Origin of the sequence: Azospirillum formosense (genome assembly GCF_013340925.1) — a bacterium.
Classification (GTDB): Bacteria; Pseudomonadota; Alphaproteobacteria; order Azospirillales; family Azospirillaceae; genus Azospirillum; species Azospirillum formosense.
The window spans coordinates 1-21,671 of sequence record NZ_WHOR01000079.1 but is presented as its reverse complement, the minus strand read 5'-3'; the positions used below and the strand labels follow the sequence as shown (position 1 = coordinate 21,671).

The 21,671-nt window shown below is 67.2% G+C and carries 24 protein-coding genes and 1 tRNA gene; 18 read left to right on the top strand and 7 right to left on the bottom strand.

Annotated elements, in window-relative coordinates; genetic code table 11:
• The 3 genes from GBZ26_RS12725 to GBZ26_RS12715 form a co-directional block, all read left to right on the top strand.
• Positions 1–366, top strand: a 366-nt coding sequence (locus tag GBZ26_RS12725) for a thiamine-phosphate kinase (RefSeq protein ID WP_247884802.1), incomplete at its 5' end; no start/stop codon positions are given.
• Between the two features lie 89 nt (positions 367–455).
• Positions 456–914, top strand: coding sequence for a hypothetical protein (locus GBZ26_RS12720; protein ID WP_343207202.1), 459 nt, complete (start codon positions 456–458; stop codon positions 912–914).
• 206 nt (positions 915–1,120) lie between these two features.
• Complete coding sequence (locus tag GBZ26_RS12715; protein WP_174439155.1) at positions 1,121–3,223, top strand: sodium-translocating pyrophosphatase; 2,103 nt, start codon at positions 1,121–1,123, stop codon at positions 3,221–3,223.
• Positions 3,224–3,307: 84 nt separating this feature from the next.
• Here GBZ26_RS12715 and GBZ26_RS12710 read toward each other — a convergent pair whose 3' ends face one another.
• The gene (locus GBZ26_RS12710) at positions 3,308–3,775 is read right to left on the bottom strand and encodes an outer membrane protein assembly factor BamE (RefSeq protein ID WP_014240740.1); all 468 of its coding nucleotides are present in this window, start codon (positions 3,773–3,775) and stop codon (positions 3,308–3,310) included.
• Positions 3,776–3,904: 129 nt separating this feature from the next.
• On the opposite strand from GBZ26_RS12710, the gene GBZ26_RS12705 reads away from it, so the two are divergent.
• The 8 genes from GBZ26_RS12705 (at position 3,905) to GBZ26_RS12670 (ending at position 8,767) form a co-directional block, all read left to right on the top strand.
• Entirely contained in the window at positions 3,905–4,462 is a 558-nt protein-coding gene (locus tag GBZ26_RS12705) for a ubiquinol-cytochrome C chaperone family protein (protein ID WP_174439154.1), read from the top strand.
• Between the two features lie 132 nt (positions 4,463–4,594).
• Positions 4,595–5,203 (top strand): YceD family protein, encoded by a 609-nt coding sequence (locus GBZ26_RS12700; protein ID WP_174439153.1) that lies wholly within the window; start codon positions 4,595–4,597, stop codon positions 5,201–5,203.
• A 105-nt stretch (positions 5,204–5,308) separates the two neighbouring features.
• The gene (rpmF, locus tag GBZ26_RS12695) at positions 5,309–5,494 is read left to right on the top strand and encodes a 50S ribosomal protein L32 (RefSeq protein ID WP_014240744.1); all 186 of its coding nucleotides are present in this window, start codon (positions 5,309–5,311) and stop codon (positions 5,492–5,494) included.
• A gap of 49 nt (positions 5,495–5,543) precedes the next feature.
• Entirely contained in the window at positions 5,544–6,596 is a 1,053-nt protein-coding gene (gene plsX, locus GBZ26_RS12690; protein WP_149163535.1) for a phosphate acyltransferase PlsX, read from the top strand.
• 4 nt (positions 6,597–6,600) lie between these two features.
• Positions 6,601–7,572, top strand: coding sequence for a beta-ketoacyl-ACP synthase III (locus GBZ26_RS12685; RefSeq protein WP_174439152.1), 972 nt, complete (start codon positions 6,601–6,603; stop codon positions 7,570–7,572).
• Positions 7,573–7,710: 138 nt separating this feature from the next.
• Positions 7,711–8,049 (top strand): integration host factor subunit alpha, encoded by a 339-nt coding sequence (locus tag GBZ26_RS12680; RefSeq protein WP_174439151.1) that lies wholly within the window; start codon positions 7,711–7,713, stop codon positions 8,047–8,049.
• Between the two features lie 53 nt (positions 8,050–8,102).
• Complete coding sequence (locus tag GBZ26_RS12675; RefSeq protein ID WP_174439150.1) at positions 8,103–8,606, top strand: MerR family transcriptional regulator; 504 nt, start codon at positions 8,103–8,105, stop codon at positions 8,604–8,606.
• Positions 8,607–8,690: 84 nt separating this feature from the next.
• A tRNA-Pro gene (locus tag GBZ26_RS12670) sits at positions 8,691–8,767 on the top strand.
• A gap of 140 nt (positions 8,768–8,907) precedes the next feature.
• On the opposite strand, the gene GBZ26_RS12665 is transcribed toward GBZ26_RS12670, so the two are convergent.
• Positions 8,908–10,674 carry a cation:proton antiporter domain-containing protein gene (locus tag GBZ26_RS12665; protein ID WP_174439149.1) on the bottom strand — a complete coding sequence of 589 codons (1,767 nt, stop codon included), beginning with the start codon at positions 10,672–10,674 and terminating at the stop codon, positions 8,908–8,910.
• Positions 10,675–11,155: 481 nt separating this feature from the next.
• Between GBZ26_RS12665 and GBZ26_RS30645 the strand changes: the two genes are divergently transcribed.
• A complete protein-coding gene (locus tag GBZ26_RS30645) occupies positions 11,156–11,278 on the top strand; it encodes a hypothetical protein (RefSeq protein WP_281427365.1) in 123 nt (40 codons plus the stop codon).
• A 52-nt stretch (positions 11,279–11,330) separates the two neighbouring features.
• On the opposite strand, the gene GBZ26_RS12660 is transcribed toward GBZ26_RS30645, so the two are convergent.
• Genes GBZ26_RS12660 through GBZ26_RS12640 form a run of 5 tightly spaced genes read right to left on the bottom strand, consistent with a single transcriptional unit; the run spans position 11,331 to position 15,292 of the window.
• A complete protein-coding gene (locus GBZ26_RS12660) occupies positions 11,331–11,828 on the bottom strand; it encodes a DUF934 domain-containing protein (protein WP_174439148.1) in 498 nt (165 codons plus the stop codon).
• The gene (locus GBZ26_RS12655; protein ID WP_174439147.1) at positions 11,815–13,503 is read right to left on the bottom strand and encodes a nitrite/sulfite reductase; all 1,689 of its coding nucleotides are present in this window, start codon (positions 13,501–13,503) and stop codon (positions 11,815–11,817) included. The genes GBZ26_RS12660 and GBZ26_RS12655 overlap by 14 nt, the downstream gene beginning before the upstream one ends.
• A gap of 35 nt (positions 13,504–13,538) precedes the next feature.
• Complete coding sequence (locus GBZ26_RS12650) at positions 13,539–13,874, bottom strand: DUF2849 domain-containing protein (RefSeq protein WP_211104726.1); 336 nt, start codon at positions 13,872–13,874, stop codon at positions 13,539–13,541.
• A gap of 24 nt (positions 13,875–13,898) precedes the next feature.
• Positions 13,899–14,738: a uroporphyrinogen-III C-methyltransferase gene (cobA, locus tag GBZ26_RS12645; RefSeq protein ID WP_174439146.1), complete on the bottom strand. Its 840-nt coding sequence runs from the start codon at positions 14,736–14,738 to the stop codon at positions 13,899–13,901.
• The gene (locus GBZ26_RS12640) at positions 14,735–15,292 is read right to left on the bottom strand and encodes an NAD(P)-dependent oxidoreductase (protein WP_174439145.1); all 558 of its coding nucleotides are present in this window, start codon (positions 15,290–15,292) and stop codon (positions 14,735–14,737) included. The genes cobA and GBZ26_RS12640 overlap by 4 nt, the downstream gene beginning before the upstream one ends.
• 209 nt (positions 15,293–15,501) lie before the next feature.
• On the opposite strand from GBZ26_RS12640, the gene GBZ26_RS12635 reads away from it, so the two are divergent.
• From GBZ26_RS12635 to GBZ26_RS12610, 6 genes are all read left to right on the top strand, one after another.
• A complete protein-coding gene (locus GBZ26_RS12635; RefSeq protein WP_174439144.1) occupies positions 15,502–16,236 on the top strand; it encodes a phosphoadenylyl-sulfate reductase in 735 nt (244 codons plus the stop codon).
• Positions 16,233–17,030, top strand: coding sequence for a sulfate adenylyltransferase subunit CysD (gene cysD / locus GBZ26_RS12630; protein WP_014240756.1), 798 nt, complete (start codon positions 16,233–16,235; stop codon positions 17,028–17,030). Before GBZ26_RS12635 ends, cysD begins: the two co-directional genes overlap by 4 nt.
• Before the next feature lie 18 nt (positions 17,031–17,048).
• Positions 17,049–18,923, top strand: coding sequence for an adenylyl-sulfate kinase (cysC, locus tag GBZ26_RS12625; RefSeq protein WP_174439143.1), 1,875 nt, complete (start codon positions 17,049–17,051; stop codon positions 18,921–18,923).
• 196 nt (positions 18,924–19,119) lie between these two features.
• Entirely contained in the window at positions 19,120–20,151 is a 1,032-nt protein-coding gene (locus tag GBZ26_RS12620) for an ABC transporter substrate-binding protein (RefSeq protein WP_174439142.1), read from the top strand.
• Positions 20,152–20,156: 5 nt separating this feature from the next.
• Positions 20,157–20,921, top strand: a complete 765-nt coding sequence (locus GBZ26_RS12615) for an ABC transporter permease (protein WP_174439141.1) — start codon at positions 20,157–20,159, stop codon at positions 20,919–20,921.
• Positions 20,909–21,661 carry an ABC transporter ATP-binding protein gene (locus GBZ26_RS12610; RefSeq protein WP_174439140.1) on the top strand — a complete coding sequence of 251 codons (753 nt, stop codon included), beginning with the start codon at positions 20,909–20,911 and terminating at the stop codon, positions 21,659–21,661. The genes GBZ26_RS12615 and GBZ26_RS12610 overlap by 13 nt, the downstream gene beginning before the upstream one ends.
• Positions 21,662–21,671: the final 10 nt, after the last annotated feature.

The following is a 21,671-nucleotide window of genomic DNA, read 5'->3' as shown; positions in this document are numbered from 1 at the left end:
GGGCTGGCGACCGGCTGTCTCGATGTGTCCGATGGTCTGGTCGCCGATCTCGGCCATCTGTGCGAGGAATCGGGTTGCGCCGCGGTTCTGGAGTCGGGGCACGTCCCCCTATCGGATGCCGCAAGATCGGTGATCGGCGACGACCCGGTGCGCTTCGCCATGGCGCTGACCGGCGGCGACGACTACGAGCTGCTCTTCACCGCCGCGGACGACTCCGCACCGGCGCTCGCCGCCCTGTCGGCGGAGACAGGGGTGCCGGTGACGGCCATCGGCCGATTGCTGGACGGGCCGGCGGGCGAGGTCACGGTGGCCGATGCGCAGGGGCGGGTTATGGACCTGCCGATTCGCGGCTGGGACCATTTCTAAGAGCATCCTCGCAGCGCGACTCCGCTTAACGCAATCGAAAGCAGGGCGGCGCTAGGCTCGACCCGTTCCGTTTCCGGGGAAGGGTGGGCGTGGTCAAGGCCGTCATATTGCTGGTATTGGGTCTGCTGCTGCTGGGCGGCGCGGGCTTCGGCGGCTGGATGATCTACAACAAGTATTTCGTCGAGCACGAGGAGTCGGCCGCCAAGAAGGAGGAGCCGCCGCCCAAGCCGCCCACCGGCTTCGTCCGCATGGCTCCCTTTGTCGTTCCGGCCATCGGCACGCAGAAGGTCGAGCAGTTCGTGACCGTGGTCGTCACGCTGGAGGTTGTTCTCGACAAGGTTCCCTATGTCCAGGCCCGCCAGCCGCTGGTCTTCGACCGCTGCCTGTCGGCCCTCTATGCGGGTGTCGACGACCGGTCGGTGATGACGGGCAACTTGGTCAACATCATTGCCGTAAAAGAAAAACTCGCCGCCGCCGCCGCGAAAGTGGTGGGGGAAGGCGTGGTGCAAAATGTTCTTGTTCAGGTGGTTACACAGCGCAATTTGTAACCGTTCTTAAAAAATCCTATCCGAAAGTCAGGAGCGCCTCGGCCAAATCGCCGCGCCTATTCGGGCGTGGCGGCTGTTGCATTGTGCCCTTCTCTTGGGCATCCTTTTTCCGGAACAACTCGCCCGTCATCCACCTTCGTTTGCACGGGTCGTTTTCACGACAAGGCGGTAATCGGGCCCGAAACCATAAGAATTTGGGGGAACCGATGGCAGCAGCGTTCGTCATCATCATCGCCAGTGGCCTGTTGGCCCTGGCGTATGGGTACTACGCCGGCAAGCAAGTCATGGCGGCCTCCGCCGGGTCCGACCGCATGCAGGAAATCGCAGCGGCCGTGCAGGAGGGCGCCCGAGCCTATCTGAATCGCCAGTACACCACCATCGCCATCGCCGGCGTGGTTCTGCTCATCATCCTCGGCGCGTTCCTCGGCCTTCATGTGGCCATCGGATTCCTGATCGGATCGGTCCTGTCGGGGGCCGCCGGCTACATCGGCATGAACGTGTCGGTGCGGGCCAACGTGCGCACGGCCCAGGCGGCGACCCTTGGCCTGGCCCCGGCGCTCGACATCGCCTTCAAGGCGGGGGCGATCACCGGCATGCTGGTGGTCGGGCTGGGGCTGCTGGGGGTAGGTGTCTATTACGGCATCCTGACGATGATCTACCGCGTGACTGACCCGATCGAGGTGCGCGCCGTGCTGGAGGCCTTGGTCGCCCTCAGCTTCGGCGCGTCGCTGATCTCCATCTTCGCGCGGCTGGGCGGCGGCATCTTCACCAAAGGGGCCGACGTCGGCGCCGATCTGGTCGGCAAGGTCGAGGCCGGCATTCCGGAGGACGATCCCCGCAATCCCGCGGTGATCGCGGACAATGTGGGCGACAATGTCGGCGACTGCGCCGGTATGGCCGCCGACCTCTTCGAAACCTACGCCGTCACCATCGTCGCCACCATGCTGTTGGCGGCGATTTTCTTTTCGGGCGAGGTGATTCGCCTGCTGCTCGTCTACCCGCTGGTCATCGGCGCGGTCTGCATCGCCGCCTCCGTCGCCGGCACCTTCTTCGTGAAGCTGGGCAGCAACAACAACATCATGGCCGCCCTGTACAAGGGTCTGGCCGCCACCGCGGGCATCTCGCTGATCCTGATCCTGATCGTGACCGCGATCATGTTCGGATTCACCCGGCCCATCCCGTTGAACGGCGGCGGCCACGTCACCGGCGGCAACCTGTTCGTCTCCTCTCTGGTCGGGCTGGGCGTGACCGGCCTGCTGGTGTGGATCACCGAATACTACACCTCCACCGCCTTCCGCCCGGTGCGCAGCGTCGCCCGCGCGTCGGAAACCGGGCACGGCACCAACGTGATCCAGGGTCTCGCGGTGTCGATGGAGGCGACGGCGCTTCCGGTTCTGGTCATCTGCGTCGGCATCATCATCGCCTACGGGCAGGCCGGCATCTTCGGCATCGGCATTGCCGCGACCACGATGCTCGCGCTGGCCGGCATGGTGGTGGCCCTGGATGCCTACGGCCCGGTGACCGACAACGCGGGCGGCATCGCGGAGATGGCCGACATGCCGAAGGACATCCGCGTGACGACCGACGCGCTGGATGCCGTCGGCAACACCACCAAGGCGGTGACCAAGGGCTACGCGATCGGCTCCGCCGGCCTCGCCGCTCTGGTGCTGTTCGCCGCCTATGTGCAGGATCTGAAGCACTATTTCCCGAATGTGGCGGTCGAGTTCCGGCTGGACGATCCTTATGTGGTCGTCGGGCTGCTGATCGGCGGCCTGCTGCCCTATCTGTTCGGGGCGATGGGCATGACCGCGGTCGGGCGCGCCGCCGGCTCGGTGGTGGTGGAGGTGCGCCGCCAGTTCCGTGAGATCAGCGGCATCATGGAGGGCACCGCAAAGCCCGACTACGGCCGCGCCGTCGACATGCTGACCCGTGCCGCGATCAAGGAAATGATCATTCCATCGCTGCTGCCGGTGCTGGCGCCGGTGGTCCTGTACATCGTCATCGCCGCCATCGCCGGCCAGGCGCAGGCCTTCGCCGCCTTGGGCGCCATGCTGCTGGGCACCATCGTGACGGGGATCTTCGTCGCCATTTCGATGACCTCGGGCGGCGGCGCCTGGGACAACGCCAAGAAGTACATCGAGGAGGGAAACCACGGCGGCAAGGGCTCCGACGCGCACAAGGCGGCGGTGACTGGGGACACCGTCGGCGATCCCTACAAGGACACCGCCGGCCCGGCGGTCAACCCGATGATCAAGATCACCAACATCGTGGCGATCCTGCTGCTGGCGATCCTCGCCCAGATTGGCTGAGTCGGATCGACATCGATCGGGACGGCACCAAAGGAAAAGCCCCGCGAAAGCGGGGCTTTTCGTGTCTCGGCAGAGCGGCTGGCGTCAGCGGCCGGGACCGCGGTTGCGCGAGTCCTTGGCGGAGAAGCGCCCGACGTTGCCGAGCATCTGTTCGAGGAAGCTCAACTCGCGGCCGGCGGTGGGGGTGCTGCGATCGACGATGTCGATCTGCTGACCGTCGGTGGCGTCGAGTTGCTTCATTTCCGTCACCACGCCCGCGTCGTCGAAATGGACGACGACGACGCGGCGCTCCATCACGCTCGGCTGGAAGAAGGCGACCTTCTCCGTCTTCTGACCGATGTAGTACCAGACATTCTGGTCGAAGGTTCCCACGGAGGTCGGCGTGCCGAGGATGTCCGCCACATCCTCCCGCCGCGACTGGCCGGCCTTGATCTCGGCGATGCGGTCGGGGTCCGCCATGTTGCCGCGGGTCGCCACGGTGGGCGAGCACGCGGAGACGGCGAGACCCAGAAAGGCGAAGGCGCACAGCGCCGAAGGAATCGATCTCGTCATGGTGCTCAGGCTATGATGGCGCGGGCGGACCGCCGGACCCTTGCGGCAGGCCGGACTCCGCCCGCAATGCCGGGACAATCGCACCGCGCGGTTTGTCCTGTCAACGAAACTCCGAGCGAGAGAGAAACCGTGCTTGACCGCCTGTTCCGGCGTCGCCGTGAGGCCCGCGCCGTCGCCGATTTCTATCTCACGATCGTGGCGCAGGCCCGCTTGCCGGCCTTCTACCGTGACCTTGGCGTTCCCGATACGTTGGACGGGCGCTTTGACATGGTGGTGCTTCATGTCTTCTTGGTGATGCGCCGCCTGAAAGGGCAGGGCGCCGCCGCCGCGGACCGCTCACGCCTTCTTTTCGAAGCGATGATCGACCATTTCGAGAAATCGCTGATGGAGCAGGGGGTGGGCGACAGCGGAGTCGGGCGGCGCATCAAGACCATGGCGCGCGGCATCGCCGGCCGGATCGAGGTCTACGACCGTGCGCTCGCCGCCGAGGACGGTGACGAGGGCGACGCGGCGTTGCAGGTCGCGCTCGACAACAACGTCTATGGCACCGTATCGGAGGTGCCGCCGCAGCGGCTGGCCGTCCTGGCGGCCTATGTCCGGCGCGAGGCCGCCGGGCTGGAGACGCAACCGCTGGAGTCGCTCATGGCCGGAGAGGTTCGCTTCGGTCCACCGCCCGAAGCGGGCTGACCCCACCCATCGGGTCTCTCCTTGCTGTTGGCCGCGCCAATTGGACTTGCCTTTCCCGGCGTCCGAATTCATCTGACACTGAGACGAAGGCGCCCGCTCCAGAACAGGCGCTGTGACAAGGAACTGCCTGACATGCGCAACACGCCCCCGCACTCCGCCGGCCCCGCTCCGGAATTTTCGCGCATCGTCCGCGCCGACGCCGTCCACCGCGACGGCGATCTGGTCGAAGCCATCGAGGCGACGGAAGCCGAGCGCAAGGCGCTGGCCGAGCGGTTCGAACTGGAGGGAATCGGGCGGTTGACCGCCAGGGTCCGCCTACGATCCGTGCGCGGCGGCCAGATGGTGCGGGTGGAAGGGGAATTGGAAGCCGACGTGGTGCAGACCTGCGTCGTCACGCTGGAACCGGTCCCCGCCCAGGTTTCCGATCGCTTCGGCGCGCTGTTCGCGCCGGAGTCGATGGTCCCCAGCGAGGAGGACGAGATCGAGATCGACCCGAACGTCGCCGAGGAGGACATTCCGGAGGCGATGACCAACGGGCGCATCGACATCGGCGAACTGACCGCCCAGCATTTGTCCCTGGCGCTCGATCCCTATCCTCATGCAGAAGGCGTGGCGTTCGACGGGTACAGCGAAGGCGAAGATGAGGAGGAGGGCATGGCTCCCGCCGATGATGATGCCGGCGACGCTTCGGAGAAGCCGAACCCGTTCGCCGCGCTGGAACGTCTGAAACGACAGAATTGAGGGCGGAACGGGCTTGCCCTTCGGGGGCAATTGCCGTATTGAATGCCGCTCGCGTCAGGCGGCCCCTCTTCGGGCCGCCTTTTACAATGAAGAGAGTTTACGGCCATGGCTGTTCCGAAGAAGAAGACCTCCAAGTCGCGCCGCAACATGCGTCGCTCGCACCACGCTCTCCCGACCTCGTCCTACGCCGAGTGCTCGAACTGTGGCGAGCTGAAGCGCCCGCACCATGTCTGCGGCTCTTGCGGTCACTACGACCAGCGCGAAGTGGTTCAGAGCGCTCCGGCGGCCTGATGGCGGTTTGGTTGGCCGCCCTACGTCCTAGCCAGGGAGCCTGTCCGCGGTGAGCCAGCGCCTGACCATTGCCCTTGATGCCATGGGCGGTGACAAAGGACCCGACATGGTGATTGCCGGGGCGGACATCGCCCGCGAGCGTCACCCGCAGGTGCATTACCTGCTGTTCGGGGACACCGCCCGCATCGAGCCGCTGCTCGCGCAGCGGCCCGCCTTGAGAGCGGTGGCCGAGGTGCGCCACACCCCGGACGCCGTGGCCGGCGACGCCAAGCCGTCGGTCGCGCTGCGCGCCGGGCGCCAGTCGAGCATGCGTCTCGCCATCGACTCGGTGGCGAGCGGGCAAGCCGCCTGCGTGGTGTCCGCCGGCAACACCGGCGCGCTCATGGCCATGGCCAAGTTCGTGCTGAAGACGATTCCCGGAATCGACCGTCCGGCCATCGCCTCGTTTTTCCCGACCCTGCGCGGGGAGAGCGTCATGCTCGACCTCGGCGCCAACACCGAATGCCAGCCCGAGAACCTCGTGCAGTTCGCCGTGATGGGCGCGGTCTTCGCGCGCACCGCGCTGAACCTGTCCGAGCCGACCATCGGCGTGCTGAACATCGGTTCGGAAGAGGTGAAGGGGAACGAGGTGGTGCGCGCCGCCGCGACCCGTCTGCGCGAAATGCCGCTGCCCGGGCGTTTCCACGGATTCGTCGAGGGCAACGACATCGCCACCGGCACGGTGGACGTGATCGTGACCGACGGCTTCACCGGCAACGTCGCCCTGAAGACCGCGGAAGGCACGGCGAAGCTCTTCACGGAGTTCCTGCGCCGGACGTTCCAGTCCTCCTGGACGGCGCGTCTCGGCTATCTGCTGGCCCGCGGGGCCTTCAAGCGGTTGAAGCAGCGCACCGATCCGCGCCGCTACAACGGCGCCATGTTCCTGGGCCTGCGCGGCGTCTGCGTGAAGAGCCACGGGGGCACCGACGCCATCGGGTTCGCCAACGCCATCGGTGTGGCCTACAATCTGGCGGCAAACGGTTTCAACGACCGAATCAAGGAAGAGATGCAGCGTCTTGCCGACGCCAAGCCTCTTCCCGACACGAAGGCGGCGGCGGTCTAACATCATGGTCAAGCGTTCCCGAGTTCTCGGCTGCGGTTCCTACCTCCCGGCCAACGTCGTCACGAATCGCGACCTCGAAGCCCGTGTGGACACCTCGGACGAGTGGATCGTCCAGCGCACCGGCATCAAGTCGCGCCACATTGCGGCCGACGGGGAACTGACCTCCGACCTCGCCATCGCCGCGGCGACCCGCGCGCTGGAGCATGCCGGGGTTGACGCTTCCAGCATCGACTGCATCGTGCTCGCGACGACGACTCCGGACAACACCTTCCCGGCGACCGCGACGAAGGTGCAGGCGGCTCTGGGGACCAAAGGCTTCGCGCTGGACATCCAGGCGGTGTGCGCCGGCTTCGTCTACGCCATGTCGATCGCCGACAACTTCATCCGCATCGGGCAGGCCAACCGCGCCCTGGTCATCGGCGCGGAGACCTTCTCCCGCCTGCTCGACTGGAAGGACCGCACGACCTGCGTCCTGTTCGGCGACGGCGCCGGGGCCGTGGTGATGGACGGCTACGACGCCGCCGGGACATCGGCGGACCGTGGCGTGCTGTCCACCCACCTGCATTCGGATGGTGCCCAATACGGGCTGCTCTACGTCGATGGCGGCCCGTCGACCACCGGCACGGCCGGCCATGTGCGGATGAACGGACAGGACGTGTTCCGTCACGCCGTCAGCAAGCTGTCCTCGGTCGTCGAGGAGGCTCTGGCGGCCAACGGTCTGGAGCCGTCGGCGGTGGATTGGCTGGTGCCGCACCAGGCCAACCAGCGGATCATCGACGGCATCGCCCGCAAACTGAAGTTGCCGTCCGACAAGGTCGTGCTCACGGTGGACCGCCACGGCAACACGTCCGCCGCGTCGATCCCGCTCGCGCTGTGCGAGGCGGTGCACGACGGCCGCGTGAAGCGTGGCGACTTGATCCTCATGGAAGCCATCGGCGGTGGCCTGACCTGGGGTGCCGCGATGGTGCGCTGGTAGGCAACGCACCTGCTTTGCCTCCCCAAAGGGCTGCGTTTGCTGCGCTGCTCACAACGACGCGATCCAAGCTTTTGAATTGACCGGGTTCTTTCCCCGGATTACGGTTTTTCCCCTATGGTTTCGGGGGGGAAGCGAACCATGTCACAGAACACCGTTACCCGCGCGCAGCTCAGCGAAGCGGTCTACCAAGAGGTCGGCCTGTCGCGCAACGAATCCGCCGATCTGGTCGAAAGCGTCCTGGAGGAGATCTCCGACGCTCTGGCCCGCGGCGAGATGGTCAAGATATCATCCTTCGGCAGTTTCCAGATCCGGCAGAAGGGGCAGCGGGTCGGCCGCAACCCGAAGACCGGGGAGGAGGTGCCGATCCTGCCCAGGCGCGTCCTGGTCTTCCGGGCGAGTCACGTCCTGAAGAACCGCATCAACGAGGTCGTCGAGGCGGAGGAGGCCGAGGCGCAGCGCGTGAAGGCGGCTTCCTGATCCGCCGCACGGGGCGGTGGACAAATTAGGTTTCCCGGAAAGGTTTCCCGGACATGAAGTCGCGCGGCACCACGAAGTCCGCCACGGCGTTCCGCACAATCAGCGAGGTGTCGTCCGACCTGGACGTGCCGCAGCATGTACTGCGTTTCTGGGAGGGCAAGTTCCCGCAGCTCCGTCCGCTCAAGCGTGGAGGAGGGCGGCGCTACTACCGTCCGGAAGACGTGGACCTGCTGCGGCAGATTCAAAACCTGCTGTACGGCGAGGGCTATACGATCAAGGGCGTCCAGCGTCTTCTGAAGGACGGGAAGGTGGACGACGATCCGGACGCCCGGAGGGTGGCGGAGACGCCGGAAGAACCGGATGGCCCCGACACCTTTGAGGCCGTTCCTGACGAAGCGGCCGTGGCCTTGCTCGACGGGGACGAGGGCGCTCCGGTCGTTGCGCTCGACGGCCTGTCGGACACCATCCGGCAGGCCATCGCCCAGGCGCTCGACGAGTTGAAGGAGGCGCGTCTTCTGCTCGCGGTAGGAGAAGAAAAAGAAATTCGAGAAGTGTGAAAAAAGTGAACTGTAGCGCTTGCGTTGGACCAATGTCCCGGCTATAGTCCCGCTCCCTTCCAGAACGAAGGGCGGTCCGTCGAACGGAGCGTAGCGCAGCCTGGTAGCGCATCAGACTGGGGGTCTGGGGGTCGCAGGTTCAAATCCTGTCGCTCCGACCAATGTTCTGGAAGATGAAAAGGCCTTGGAGCTGATCGGCTCCAAGGCCTTTTCTTTTGTTTTTCCCCAACGTCCGGACTGCAGAAGCCGCCGGGCCTCTGCTGGAGAAGCCGGCGGCGGTTCCGTTGCAATGCGCGTCCGCTCAGGCGGCGCTCTCCGACGCGGCCATGGCCTCGTCGGTGGCGGCGTCCTGCTGGTTCATCCTGCGCCGTTGCGCTGCCATGTCGATCAGGGCCGTGCGCAGCGCCGGATGGCGGGCGGTGAACTGGTTGAAGTCGCGCCGCTCCAGCACTTGGAACTGGCAGTAGTCGACCGCAGCGACGTCGGCGTTGCGCCGCTGGCCGCTCAGCAGGGCCATCTCGCCGAACATCGTGCCGGCGCCCAGGCGAATGGTCTGGCCCTCCATGAGCACCTCCACGGCGCCGGAAGAGATGAAGTACATGGCGTTGGCGCGGTCCCCCTTGCGGATGATCCGCTCGCCGGGCACCGCCGACTTGGGCCGAAACAGCATCATCAGCCGCTCCTGCTCGTGCGCGTCCAGCAGCGACAGCACCGGGAAGGTCTTGGCCAGCGCCTGTATCTGCAGGTCGTGCTCCTTCTCGCGCTCCTCCGCCTGGTGGCGGGCGTCGGCGAGGCTGCTCTGGAGATGCTCGAACTGCTCCCAGCCATAGGGCGGCACCCCGGCGGTGCGCTTGGCCTGGAGATGCTTGCGCAGCGCGGCGACGCCGGCGAAGACCGCCGGGTTCAAAGTGATCGACAGCAAGGCGCCGGCCAACACGAGGTCGCGTCCTTCCTCCGGCAACAGGCCGAGCGACAGGCCCAGCCCGACGAGGATGAAGGAGAATTCGCCGATCTGCGCGAGGCTGGCCGACACCGCCAGACCCATGCCCACCGGGAAGCGCAGCAGGATCACGATGCCAAAGGCGATCAGCGATTTGCCGACCACGATCAGGGCCACGACGGCGATGACCGCCAGAGGATCGCGCAGCAGGATCGACGGGTCGAACAGCATGCCGACCGACACGAAGAACAGAACGGCGAAAGCGTCCTGCAACGGCATCGAATCGGTGGCCGCCTTGTGGCTGAAACGCGACTCGTTCAGCACCACGCCGGCGAAGAAGGCGCCCAGCGCGAAGGACACGCCGAACAGCACCGCCGAGCCGTAGGCGACGCCGAGCGCGATGGCGAGAACGGACAGGGTGAACAACTCGCGCGAGCCGGTGCGCGCCACGTTGGTCAGGATCACCGGGACGACGCGCGGGCCGAGCACGATCGCCAGAACGGAGAAGGCCGCAACCTTGCCCAGCGTCAGAGCCAGCGTCAGCCAGATCGGTCCGTCCGAGCCGGCGCCATGGCCCCCAGCGGTGCCCGGCGCGTGGCCGCCCAGGACCTCCGCCAGGGCCGGCAGCAGCACGAGCGCCAGGACCATCGCGAGGTCCTCGACGATCAGCCAGCCGACCGCCACGCGGCCTTCGGCGGTGTTCAGCATGTCGCGCTCTTCCAGGGCCTTCAGCAGCACGACCGTGCTCGCCACCGACAGGCTGAGGCCCAGAACGAGACCGGCGCCGAGGCTCCAGCCCCACAGCCACGCCAGCCCGACGCCCAGTGCGGTGGCGAGGCCGATCTGGCCGACCGCGCCGGGAATGGCGATTTTCCGGACCGCCAGCAGGTCCGAGGGCGAGAAATGAAGACCGACGCCGAACATCAGGAGAATGACGCCGATCTCGGCCAACTGGGCGGCCAGGGCACCGTCGGCGACAAAGCCCGGCGTGAAGGGACCGATGATGATGCCGGCGACCAGATAACCGACGAGGGGAGGCAAGCGAATGCGGTCGGCGAGGTATCCGAAGATGAAGGCCAACCCGAATGCGATGGCGATCATGGAAATAAGCGGAACATCATGGGACATGCGAAAATCCTGGCTGCATCGGCGCGATGCCGCATAGTACGGATTTTGGCTGGCCGTGTGAGCAATGTCGTCGGGATTTTTCCAGTCGTTCGCCCGCATTCGCGGGGACTAATGTGCGATCGGCGCAAATTCGCCTTAATTGCCCAATGCTTCGGCATGGCGATCGGAATCCATGCGGTGTGACTTTGCTGGCCCGTCGCGTTCCGGGGCTGGATAAGCCGGCCGGGACCGCTATGCTCCGCGGGCGGATGGTGAGGGAAGAGCTATGGCAAGCAAGAGACGCAAGGCATCCAGGAAGGCCGGCCGGGGGCGATCCGCCGCGGGGCGTTCTCTGGCGGGCGAATCGATGGTTTTTGAGGGACGGGTGCCGCGACCGCAGGTCCGGACGTCCCCTGTCGTACGAAGCCGGAGCAATGGGAAACGCTCCGTCTCTCTGGACGGCGATTCAGGGGCCTTTCTCGGGCCGGAGCAACAGTATCTGTTGAGAAAGCGCCAGGAGGTCGAACGGCGCGAGGCCCGGTTTCGGCGCACCGTGGCCGGGATGCTGGTGGCGGTCGCTGCCGCTGCGGCGGCGGGCCTGTTCTGGGTGTTCGGCGGAATGTGAACCGGCCGGCGCCCGCGTCCCGAAGATGGGAGCGGGCGCGGCGCGATGCGTGTCAGGACCCCAGACGGCGGCGCAGGAGCGACAGCGGCTGCGGGTCGTCCAGCGACGGCTGGAAGGCGACGGTGATCTCCGTGATGGCGTGCGCCCAGCTCTCCGGGTTGGTGTTTTCCGGCGCCTCGGCGGAGGTGAATCCGGTGCGCAGGAGGAAGCGGTACTGGTCGGGGATGACGTGCCCGACCGCCCGGATCTCACCCTGATAACCGAAGCGCTCCCGCAGCTCGCGTGCCGTGGAGAAGCCTCGGCCGTCACGGAACTTCGGGAACTCGATCGCCACCAGGGCGAAACGGTCCAGGTCCGGCGCGACGGCCGGGGCCAGCGTGCCGCTCTTGACCCGGACGCCGAGCGCCGCGTTGCGCCCGTCGAAGCTCGCGCGTTCCGCCTGCCAGCGTTCGAAGGTGACGATGGCGGGGCGGTCGGCGGGAACCGGCTCGCCGTCGGCGACAGCGACCCAGTCGTCCTCGACGATGCGGCCGTCTTTAATGAGCGGCATAGACTCTCTCCTTGAACGGGCCGTGGCCGACGCGCTTCAGCGTGTCGATGAAGCGCTCCCCGTCGTGCCGGCTGGACAGATAGACCTCGACGATGGCCTCGATGGCATCCACCGTCTCGTCGGCGGTCACCGCCGGGCCGAGGATGTCGCCGATCGCCGTGGTCAGGGTCGGGTCGCCGCCCACAGTGATCTGGTAGAACTCCTCGCCCTTCTTGTCGACGCCGAGGATGCCGATGGCTCCGACATGGTGGTGGCCGCAGGCGTTGATGCAGCCGCTGATCTTGATGCCCAGCTCGCCGATGGCCTGCTGCCGCGCCGGGTCGGCGAAGCGGGCCGAGATCGCCTGGGCCAGCGGGATCGAGCGGGCGTTGGCCAGCGCGCAGTAATCCAGGCCGGGGCAGGCGATGATGTCGCCGATCAGCCCGGCGTTCGGCGTGCCCAGCCCGTTGGCCTCCAGCGCCGTCCACAGGGTGAACAGCGCGTCCTGCCGGACATGGGCCAGCACGAGGTTCTGGGCATGACTGACGCGGAGTTCGCCGAAGCTGTGCGCGTCGGCCAGATCGGCGACCAGCTCCATCTGCTCCGAGGTGGCGTCGCCGGGGATGCCGCCGGCGGGCTTCAGCGAGATGGTGGCGGCGGCGTAGCCGGGAACCTTGTGGGCAAGCACGTTGACCGCCACCCAGCGCGCGAAGTCCGGGTTCGCAGCCTTGGCAGCCTGGAAGGACTCCGGCTCGTCGGCCAGCGTCTCGAAGGCCGGGCCGCCGAAGCGGCGGCGGATCTCGTCGACGACCTCTGGGGCGAGGCGGTATTTCGGGCCGCGCAGGCGGGCGAACTCCTCCTCCACCTCCCGGGTGAATTTCTCCTGGCCCAGCTCGTGGACGAGGATCTTGATGCGCGCCTTGTAGAGGTTGTCGCGCCGGCCGTACTGGTTGTAGACGCGCAGGATGGCTTCGAGATAGGCGACGAAGTCCTCCTCCGGCACCCAGTCGCGGACCAGCTTGCCGACGAAGGGCGAGCGGCCGAGGCCGCCGCCGACATAGAAGGTGAAGCCGACCTCGCCCCGCTCGTTGCGCTTGGCGAAGACGCCGACGTCATGGACGCGGATGGCCGCGCGGTCGGCGTCCGACCCCATGATGGCGATCTTGAACTTGCGCGGCAGGAAGGTGAATTCGGGGTGCAGGGTCGTCCACTGCCGCAGGATCTCGGCGTAGACACGCCCGTCCACCACCTCGTCCCGCGCAGCACCCACGAACTGGTCGGTGGTCACGTTGCGCACGCAGTTGCCGCTGGTCTGCAGCGCGTGCATGTCCACCTCGGCCAGCTCGTGCAGGATGGCCGGGGTGTCCTCCAGCTTGATCCAGTTGAACTGGAGATTCTGGCGGGTGGTGAAGTGGCCGTAGCCCTTGTCGTACTTGCGCCCGATCTCGGCCAGCTTGCGGAGCTGCCGGGAGGTCAGCACGCCGTAGGGAACGGCGATGCGCAGCATGTAGGCGTGGAGCTGGAGATAGAGGCCGTTCATCAGCCGCAGGGGCTTGAACTCCTCCTCCGTCAGCTCGCCGGACAGGCGGCGCTCGACCTGGGCGCGGAACTGCTCGACGCGCTCCGCGACGAAGCGGCGGTCGATGTCGTCGTAGCTGTAGACCCCGGCGTTGCGGCCGGGCGCGATGTGGTTCATGGAACTCGCCCTTGTCAAAAGAGTGGCCGCCCTGTTCAGGCCGCAGCCTGCTTGCCGAGATCGATGCGGACGGTGGGGCCGAGCGCCCGGATGCGCTCCCGCGTCTTGACCGGCACCCGCTGCCCGTCGGTGACGCGCAGGTCGAAGGCGTAGACGTCCACGGCGAACTGATCGCCCTCCGCCTTGGCCTTGGCGGCGGCCAGGGCCTTTTCGGCGGCCGCCGCGTCCTCGAACAGGGCGGCGTCGTCCAGACGCTCCACCCAGCCGAGATCGGGGCCGGGGGCGAGGAAGATCACCTCGCCGTCGCGCAGGCGGTTGGCGGTGATGGCCTTCAACCCCGCCTCGTTGCTGGACTTATCGTTCAACGCCATGCCTTCAACTCCTAACACGTACGCTCACGCCGACACGGCGGTGGGAAACGGGTTCTGGCCGGTGGTCTGCTGCCACGCGCCGATCAGGGCGCGCAGCCGCACGACCTCTCCGACCACGACGATCGCGGGGCGCTTGGCCTGTAGCCGCACGACGTCCCGCGCGCAATGGGCAAGATTGGTCTCGATGACGCTCTGCGCCTCGGTGCTGGCGCTCGACACGATGGCGACCGGGGTCATCGGCGGCTTGCCGGCGGCTTCGAGCCGTTCGGCGATGGTCCCGATGGTGCCCAGCGCCATGTAGAACACCAGCGCGCCGGGCATCCGCGCCAGGACGTCCCAGTCCAGGTCAGCGGGCAGGCCGCCGGTCTTGTCGTGGCCGGTGACGAAGGTCGCGGTGGTGCCGAATCCGCGGTGGGTCACCGGGATTCCGGCGTAGGCCAGCCCGCCGATCCCCGCGGTCACGCCCGGCACCACGCGGAAGGGGATTTCAGCCTCGGCCAAAGCCAGGCATTCCTCGCCGCCGCGCCCGAAGACGAAGGGATCGCCGCCCTTCAGCCGCAGCACCCGTCGGCCTTCCCGCGCCAGTTCCACCAGGCGCGCGTTGATCGCCTCCTGCTTGGGCGAAGGGTGGCCGGCGCGCTTGCCCATGTCCACCAGAAGGGCGTCGGGATTGGCGGCCTCCAGGATGTCGCCGCCGACCAGCGCGTCGTGGACGATGGCGTCGGCCTCGCCCAGCGCCTTGGCGGCCAGCAGGGTCAGCAGGCCCGGATCGCCGGGGCCGGCCCCGGCCAGCCAGACGCTGCCCGGCTCGAAGGCGGGAAGGCGGGACAGAAGAGTCCGCGACAGAAGAGACGATGCGATCATGGCAGCCATCCTTTGGCGGCGATCAGATCCCGGCAGGCGCGCAGCACCTCGGGTCCCTTGGCGCCGGCGGCGCGCAGGCGGTCGCGGAGCGCGGCGAGTTCGGCCAGCCGGTCCGCCCAGACGGCGGGGAACAGCGTTTCCAGCCGTTCGCGGAGGACCTGGGCCAACGCCGGGCTCTTGCCCCCCGTGGAGACGGTCATCAGAAGGTCGCCGCGCCGTATCACAGACGGCGCGTGGAAATCACAGAGCGGAATCACATCCTCGACATTGACCAGGATGCCGCGGTCACGCGCCATGCGGGCCAGCGATTCCGCGACCGGGTCGTCGATGCCGACGACGAACAGCACCTGCACGCCATCCAAATCGGCGGGCGAGGGCAGGGCGCGGCGCAGAGCCGCTCCCGCAAGGGCGATCAATTCCGCATCCGGCTCCAGTGAATAGACCACCGGTGCCGCACCGCCATCCAGCAGCTGCGCCAGACGGCGCTTTGCCAGCGGTCCCCGGCCGACCAGCGCGATCCGCACATGCGTCGGGTCGAGAGCGATCGGGATCACCCTGGCCACCCGTAATGCACACTGGAGATATCGTGAATAAGCATCATGGGCGCATTTAAGCGCGATGGCAGGGTGTAATCAACAGATTTCACAAAATCACTTAAACCTATAATACATGTAGACAATGTATATGCATTGCAACGCCGTGAAACTGGTGTTAATGTGCAATTCAGAACAAATACTCCACTATGTGGATAGGCAAATACGTCATGCTTGATGGACTTGCTCGCGCTGTAAAAATCGACCGCGTGGCCGAACTGACCGAACGGTATGGGCGGTTGGACGGGGCGGTGCTACTGAAGGCCCTCCTGCGTGATGAATTTGACGGCCGCATCGCTGTGGTTTCCTCCTTCGGAACCGAGTCGGCGGTGCTGCTCGCCCTGGCCGCGGAGGCCGATCCGTCATTTCCGGTGCTCTTCGCCAACACGGGAAAGCTGTTTGGCGAAACGCTGCGCTATCGCGACAAGCTGATCGCCGCTCTCGGCCTTACCGGCGTGCGCACGATCGGTCCGACCGACGCGGATCTGGCGGCGGAGGACCCCGACGGCTTGCTGTTCACCCGCTCGCACGACGCCTGTTGTCATCTGCGCAAGACGGTGCCGCTGGACCGTGCGCTGGACGGGTTCGACGCCTGGGTGACCGGGCGCAAGCGGTTCCAGGCCGCCACGCGCGCCGCCCTTCCCCTGTTCGAGGCGGAGGAGGGCACGGGCCGCATCAAGATCAACCCGCTGGCCCATTGGGACCGCGAGCGGATTGAACAGGAATTCACCCGGCGCAACCTGCCGCGCCACCCGCTTGAGGCCGATGGCTTCCTGTCCATCGGCTGCTTCACCTGCACCGAGCGTGTCGCTCCCGGTGCGGACCCGCGGTCGGGCCGCTGGGCCGGAACCGCCAAGACCGAATGCGGCATACACACCTTCAAGAAGACCGGAACCGCACAATGACCGCCGATCTCGATTACCTTGAGAGCCAGAGCATCTACATCCTCCGCGAGGCCTACAACCGCATCGACAAGCTGGCTCTGCTGTGGTCGATCGGAAAGGACAGCAACGTCCTGCTCTGGCTCTGCCGCAAGGCGTTCTTCGGGCGCGTTCCGTTCCCGGTCGTCCAGCTCGACACCGCGATGGAACTGCAGGAGGTTTACGACTTCCGCGACCGCATCGCCGGGGAGTGGGACCTCGACCTGCGGGTGGAGCAGTGCCCGCCGGAAGCGGACATGGACCAGACCCTGCCGCCGCTGACCCGCGCCGCCGCCCGCAAGACGGAGGGGCTGAAGAACCTCCTGCGCACCGGCAAGTACCAGGGCATCATGGTCGGCATCCGCCGCGACGAGCAGGCGACCCGCGCCAAGGAGCGCGTCTTCTCCCCGCGCTCGCTGGAAGGCGACTGGGACGTGAAGGACCAGCCGGCGGAGTTCTGGGACCATTACAAGACCCGCTTCGACGAAGGCACCCACGTCCGCATCCATCCGCTGCTGCATTGGACCGAGCTGGACATCTGGCGCTATTCCAAGCGCGAGGGGATTCCCATCGTCCCGCTGTACTTCGCCAAGGACGGCAAGCGCTACCGCTCGCTGGGCGAGAAGAACATCACCTTCCCGGTGGACAGCACCGCCGGCACCATCGACGAGATCATCGCCGAACTGGTCGTGACCCGCATTCCGGAGCGCGCCGGCCGCGCCATGGACAACGAGGCCGAGGACAGCTTCGAGCGCCTGCGCAGCTCGGGCTACATGTAAGAAGCGGGGATTGGGACCATGGACATCCGGAACGAACTGAACGGCCAGCTCCGCATCGTCATCGTCGGCCATGTCGACCATGGCAAGTCGACGCTGATCGGGCGCCTGCTGAACGACACCGGCAGCCTGCCCGACGGCAAGGTGGAGCAGGTCCACGAGATGAGCCGCAAGCGCGGCATGCCCTTCGAATGGGCCTTCGTGATGGACGCGCTCCAGGCCGAGCGCGACCAGGGCATCACCATCGACACCACGCAGATCCACTTCAAGACGGAACAGCGGCCCTACGTCATCATCGACGCGCCGGGCCACACCGAGTTCCTGAAGAACATGGTGACCGGCGCCTCCCAGGCCGACGCCGCTCTGCTGGTGATCGACGCCGCCGAGGGCGCGCTGGAGCAGTCGCGCCGCCACGCCTTCCTGCTGCATCTGCTGGGCGTGCGGCAGGTGGCGGTCGCCGTCAACAAGATGGACCGCGTCGATTTCGACCAGTACCGGTTCGAGGCGGTGTCCCATGAGATCCGCGCCTATCTGGCCGAACTCGGCCTGCACACCTCCACGGTGATCCCGATCGCGGCGCGCCACGGCGACAACATCGTCACCCGCTCCGACAAGGCGCCGTGGTACGAGGGGCCGACCGTGGTGGAGGCGCTGGACGCATTCCGCCCGCAGCAGGCGCCGACCGAACTGCCGCTGCGCTTCCCGCTCCAGGACGTCTACAAGCCCGACGACCGCCGCATCCTGGCGGGCCGGATCGAGAGCGGGCGCCTGCGCGTCGGCGACACGCTGCGCTTCTCGCCGACCGGCGCCACCGCCACGGTGGTCAGCATCGAGGGGTGGAACCACAGCCAGCCCATCGTCGCCGCCCAGGCCGGCCAGAGCGTCGGCATCACGCTGGACAAGCGCATCTTCGCCGAGCGCGGCCACATCGCGCACCATGAAGAAGGGGCGCCGCACGTCACCCACCGGCTGGGCGTCCGTGCCTTCTGGCTGACCTCGGAGCCGCTGGCGGTCGGCAAAACCTACACGCTGAAGATCACGACGGGCGAGCACCGTGTGACGGTGGAGAGCATCACCGCCGTCATCGACATCGAGGATCTGTCGAGCACCCCGGCCAAGGCGGTCCACCGCAACGAGGTGGCCGAGGTCGTGCTGCGCTCCCGCTCGCCGATCGCCGTCGACCTCGCCTCGACGCTGTCGCGCACCGGTCGCGGCGTGCTGATCGACGGCCACGACGTGGTCGGCGGCTGCATCGTCGTCGAGGTGGACGAGGGCCCCGCCGCGTCGGCCAACACGACCGAGGTCTCGCACGCCGTCACGGCGGACGAACGCAACGCCGCCAACGGCCACAAGGGCGGCGTCCTCTGGCTGACCGGCCTGTCCGGGGCCGGCAAGTCCACGCTGGCCATGGCGCTGGAGCGCGCCCTGTTCGATCGCGGCTGGCAGGTCTTCGTGCTGGACGGCGACAACGTGCGCAACGGGCTGAACGCCGGGCTGGGATTCTCGGCGGAGGACCGGGCGGAGAACATCCGCCGCGTCGCCGAAACGGCCAAGCTGTTCGCCGACGCCGGCGTTCTGGTCATCGCGTCGCTGATCTCGCCGCTCCAGGCCGACCGGGCGCGGGCGCGGGCCATCGGCGGCGAGCGCTTCCACGAGGTCTATGTTGCCGCCGATCTCGCCACCTGCGAATCGCGCGATCCCAAGGGCCTGTACCGCCGGGCGCGCGCCGGGGAGATTCCGGAGTTCACCGGCGTCTCCGCCCCTTACGAGGCCCCGGAGTCGGCGGAGCTGACCATCGACACCGGCACGGTCACCCCGGTGGAGGCGCTGGGCGAACTGCTCGACTATGTGGACGGCGCGTTCGGCCGGAACGCCCTGAAGCGCGGCCGGGTGTAACGGCTTCGCTCTTCCGTTCCGGAAAAAGCCTCTTCGCGGCGACGCGAAGAGGCTTTTCCTATGTTGGATCGGATTTCACATTGCGAGACGTATTATGTGGAATCGCCGATTTCATCATTCGGCAATGTGTAATTCACTCTTCCTTCCGATAGAGGATGTGCTAAATAGGCGGGCAATTTCCTGCGAGGATGGAACCATGACCGCCCTGACCCGACGCTCCGCAATGCTGGCCGTGGCCGCCGTCGTCTCCCTGGCCGCCCTCACGCCCGGCGCGGCCCGCGCCGCCGAACCGGTGAAACTGGAGGTCGGCTACATTCCCATCCTTGCCGCCGCCCCGCTGTTCATCCTGGAAGGGGAAGGCTGGGCGCGCGAGGCGGGCATCGACCTGAAGCTGACCAAGTTCGAATCCGGACCGCACGCCATCCAGGCGATGGCCGCCGGCAAGATCGACCTGCTCTACGCCGGCGTCGCGCCGGTCCTGGTCGCCCGCTCGAAGGGCGCCGACGTGTCGGTGATCGCCAACTCGGCGGTCGAGGAGATGGTCGTCGCCAGCCGCGGCGAGTTCGCCAAGGCGCTGGGCGGCAAGGCCACCGCGGAGTCCGTTGCCAAGTTCGTCGCCGACAGCGGCCGCAAGGTGAAGATCGGCACGCAGCCGCCGGGCTCGGTTCCGGACACGGTGCTGCGCCACTGGCTGTTCAAGGTGGTGAAGGCCGACCCGGCCAACGTGGAGATCATCTCCATGGGCATCGAGAAGACCCAGCAGGCCCTGCTGGCCGGCGCCCTCGACGCCGCCACCATTCGTGAGCCGACGGTGACCGTGACCCAGAAGGTCGATCCGAACGTCGGTCTGCTCGCCACCGGCGCGGAGATGTTCCCCAACCAGCCCGGCACCGTCATCGCGGTCCGCGGCCCGGTCGCCAAGGAGCATGGCGAGGCGCTGACCCGTCTTCTCAAGGCGCACATCCGCGCCGTCGACCAGATCGCCAAGGACCCGGCCCGTTCCGCCAAGGTCGCCAACGAGTATCTGGGCAAGGGCCTGATGGAGCCGGCCACGCTTGAGGCCGCCTTCCGCTCGCCGGGGTCCAAGTTCGTCGCCGACCCGCATGGCGTGGTACCGGCGGTCGAGCAGATGATGGCCTACGCCAAGGAGATCGGCTCGGCCGAGGGCACCATCCCGGTGGCGGAGGCCTTCGACTTCCGCTTCTACGACGCGGCCGCCGCGAAGTAAGCGCGATGCGTCAGCCGTTGAAGCTTCACAGCTCCATCGCCCTGTCGGCGCTCGGCGTCGGCGCCTTCCTGCTCGCCTGGGAGGTGCTGGCGCGCAGCGGCGTCGTGCCCGCCGGGCTGCTGCCGTCGCCCAGCGCGGTGCCCGGCGCCTTCCTGGCGGAGTTCCGGTCCGGCACTTGGCAGGCCATGGTCTTCGCCAGCCTGTCGCACTACCTGTCGGGGCTGGGGCTCGGCACGGTTTTGGGCATCGCCTTCGGCACCGCCGCGGCGACCTGGGGCATCTGGGACGCCTTCCAGGCCTGGGTGGTGCGCATGCTGCGTCCCATCCCGTCCATCGCCTGGATTCCCTTCGCGATCATCTGGTTCGGCGTTAGCAAGTCGGCGGCGACCTTCCTGATCGCGCTGACGGTCTTCTGGATCAACTACTACGCCACCTACAGCGCGGTGCGCGGGGTGGACAAGGATCTGATCGAACTCGGCCACGCCTTCGGGCAGGGCGGGCTGATCCCGCGCCTGTTCAAGATCGTCCTGCCCGGCGCGCTGCCGGGCATCCTGTCCGGCGTGCGGGCCGGGCTGGGGCAGGGCTGGATGACCGTAGTGGCGGCGGAGCTGTTCGGCATCTCCGGCCTGGGCGCGCGCATGTCCGACGCCTCCGGCCTGCTCGCCACGCACATCGTCGTGCTCTACATGGTCACCATCGCGGCGCTCTACGGCGTCTGCGACTTCCTGTTCATGCAGGTTCAGCAGCGGGTGCTCGCATGGCAAAAGTAAACGGTTCCGCTGTGATCGACTTGAAGGGCGTCGCCATCGGCTATGGCGCCGAGGCTCCGCCGGTCTTGGTGGACGTCGATTTGTCCATCGAGCGCGGCAGCTTCGTCGCCATCGTCGGGCCGTCCGGCGTCGGCAAGTCCACGCTGCTGCGCGTCGTCGCCGGGCTGCACACGGCGCGCGCCGGTGCCGTCACCATCCACGAGACGAAGAAACCGGGCCACCGTCCGGTCAGCCTCGTCTTCCAGGACGCCCGCCTGCTGCCTTGGCGGCGTGTCGCCAAGAATGTCCGTTTCGGTCTGGAGGGCTTGCCGATCGCCACCGCCGAGCGGGAGGAACGGGTGGCCGCCGCGCTGCGCCTCGTCCGGCTGGACGATTACGGCCGGCGCTGGCCCTATGAGCTGTCGGGCGGTCAGCGCCAGCGCGTCGGCATCGCCCGCGCTTTGGCCGTCGATCCCGACATCCTGCTGATGGACGAGCCGTTCGGCGCGCTCGACGCCATCACGCGGCACAGCCTTCAGGATGAACTGCTGCGCATCCACCGCGAGACGGGCAAGACCGTGCTGTTCGTCACGCACGACCTGGAAGAGGCGGTGCATCTCGCTGACCGGATCATCGTGCTGGGCGGCAGCCCGGCGCGCATCGTCCAGGACGTGCGCAACGAGCCGGGCCGCGAGAGCGGCGGCTTCCGCGAGCAGGTGGAGCAACTGCGGTCGGGGATCGCGGACAATTACAGCATTTGAGGGTGACGGG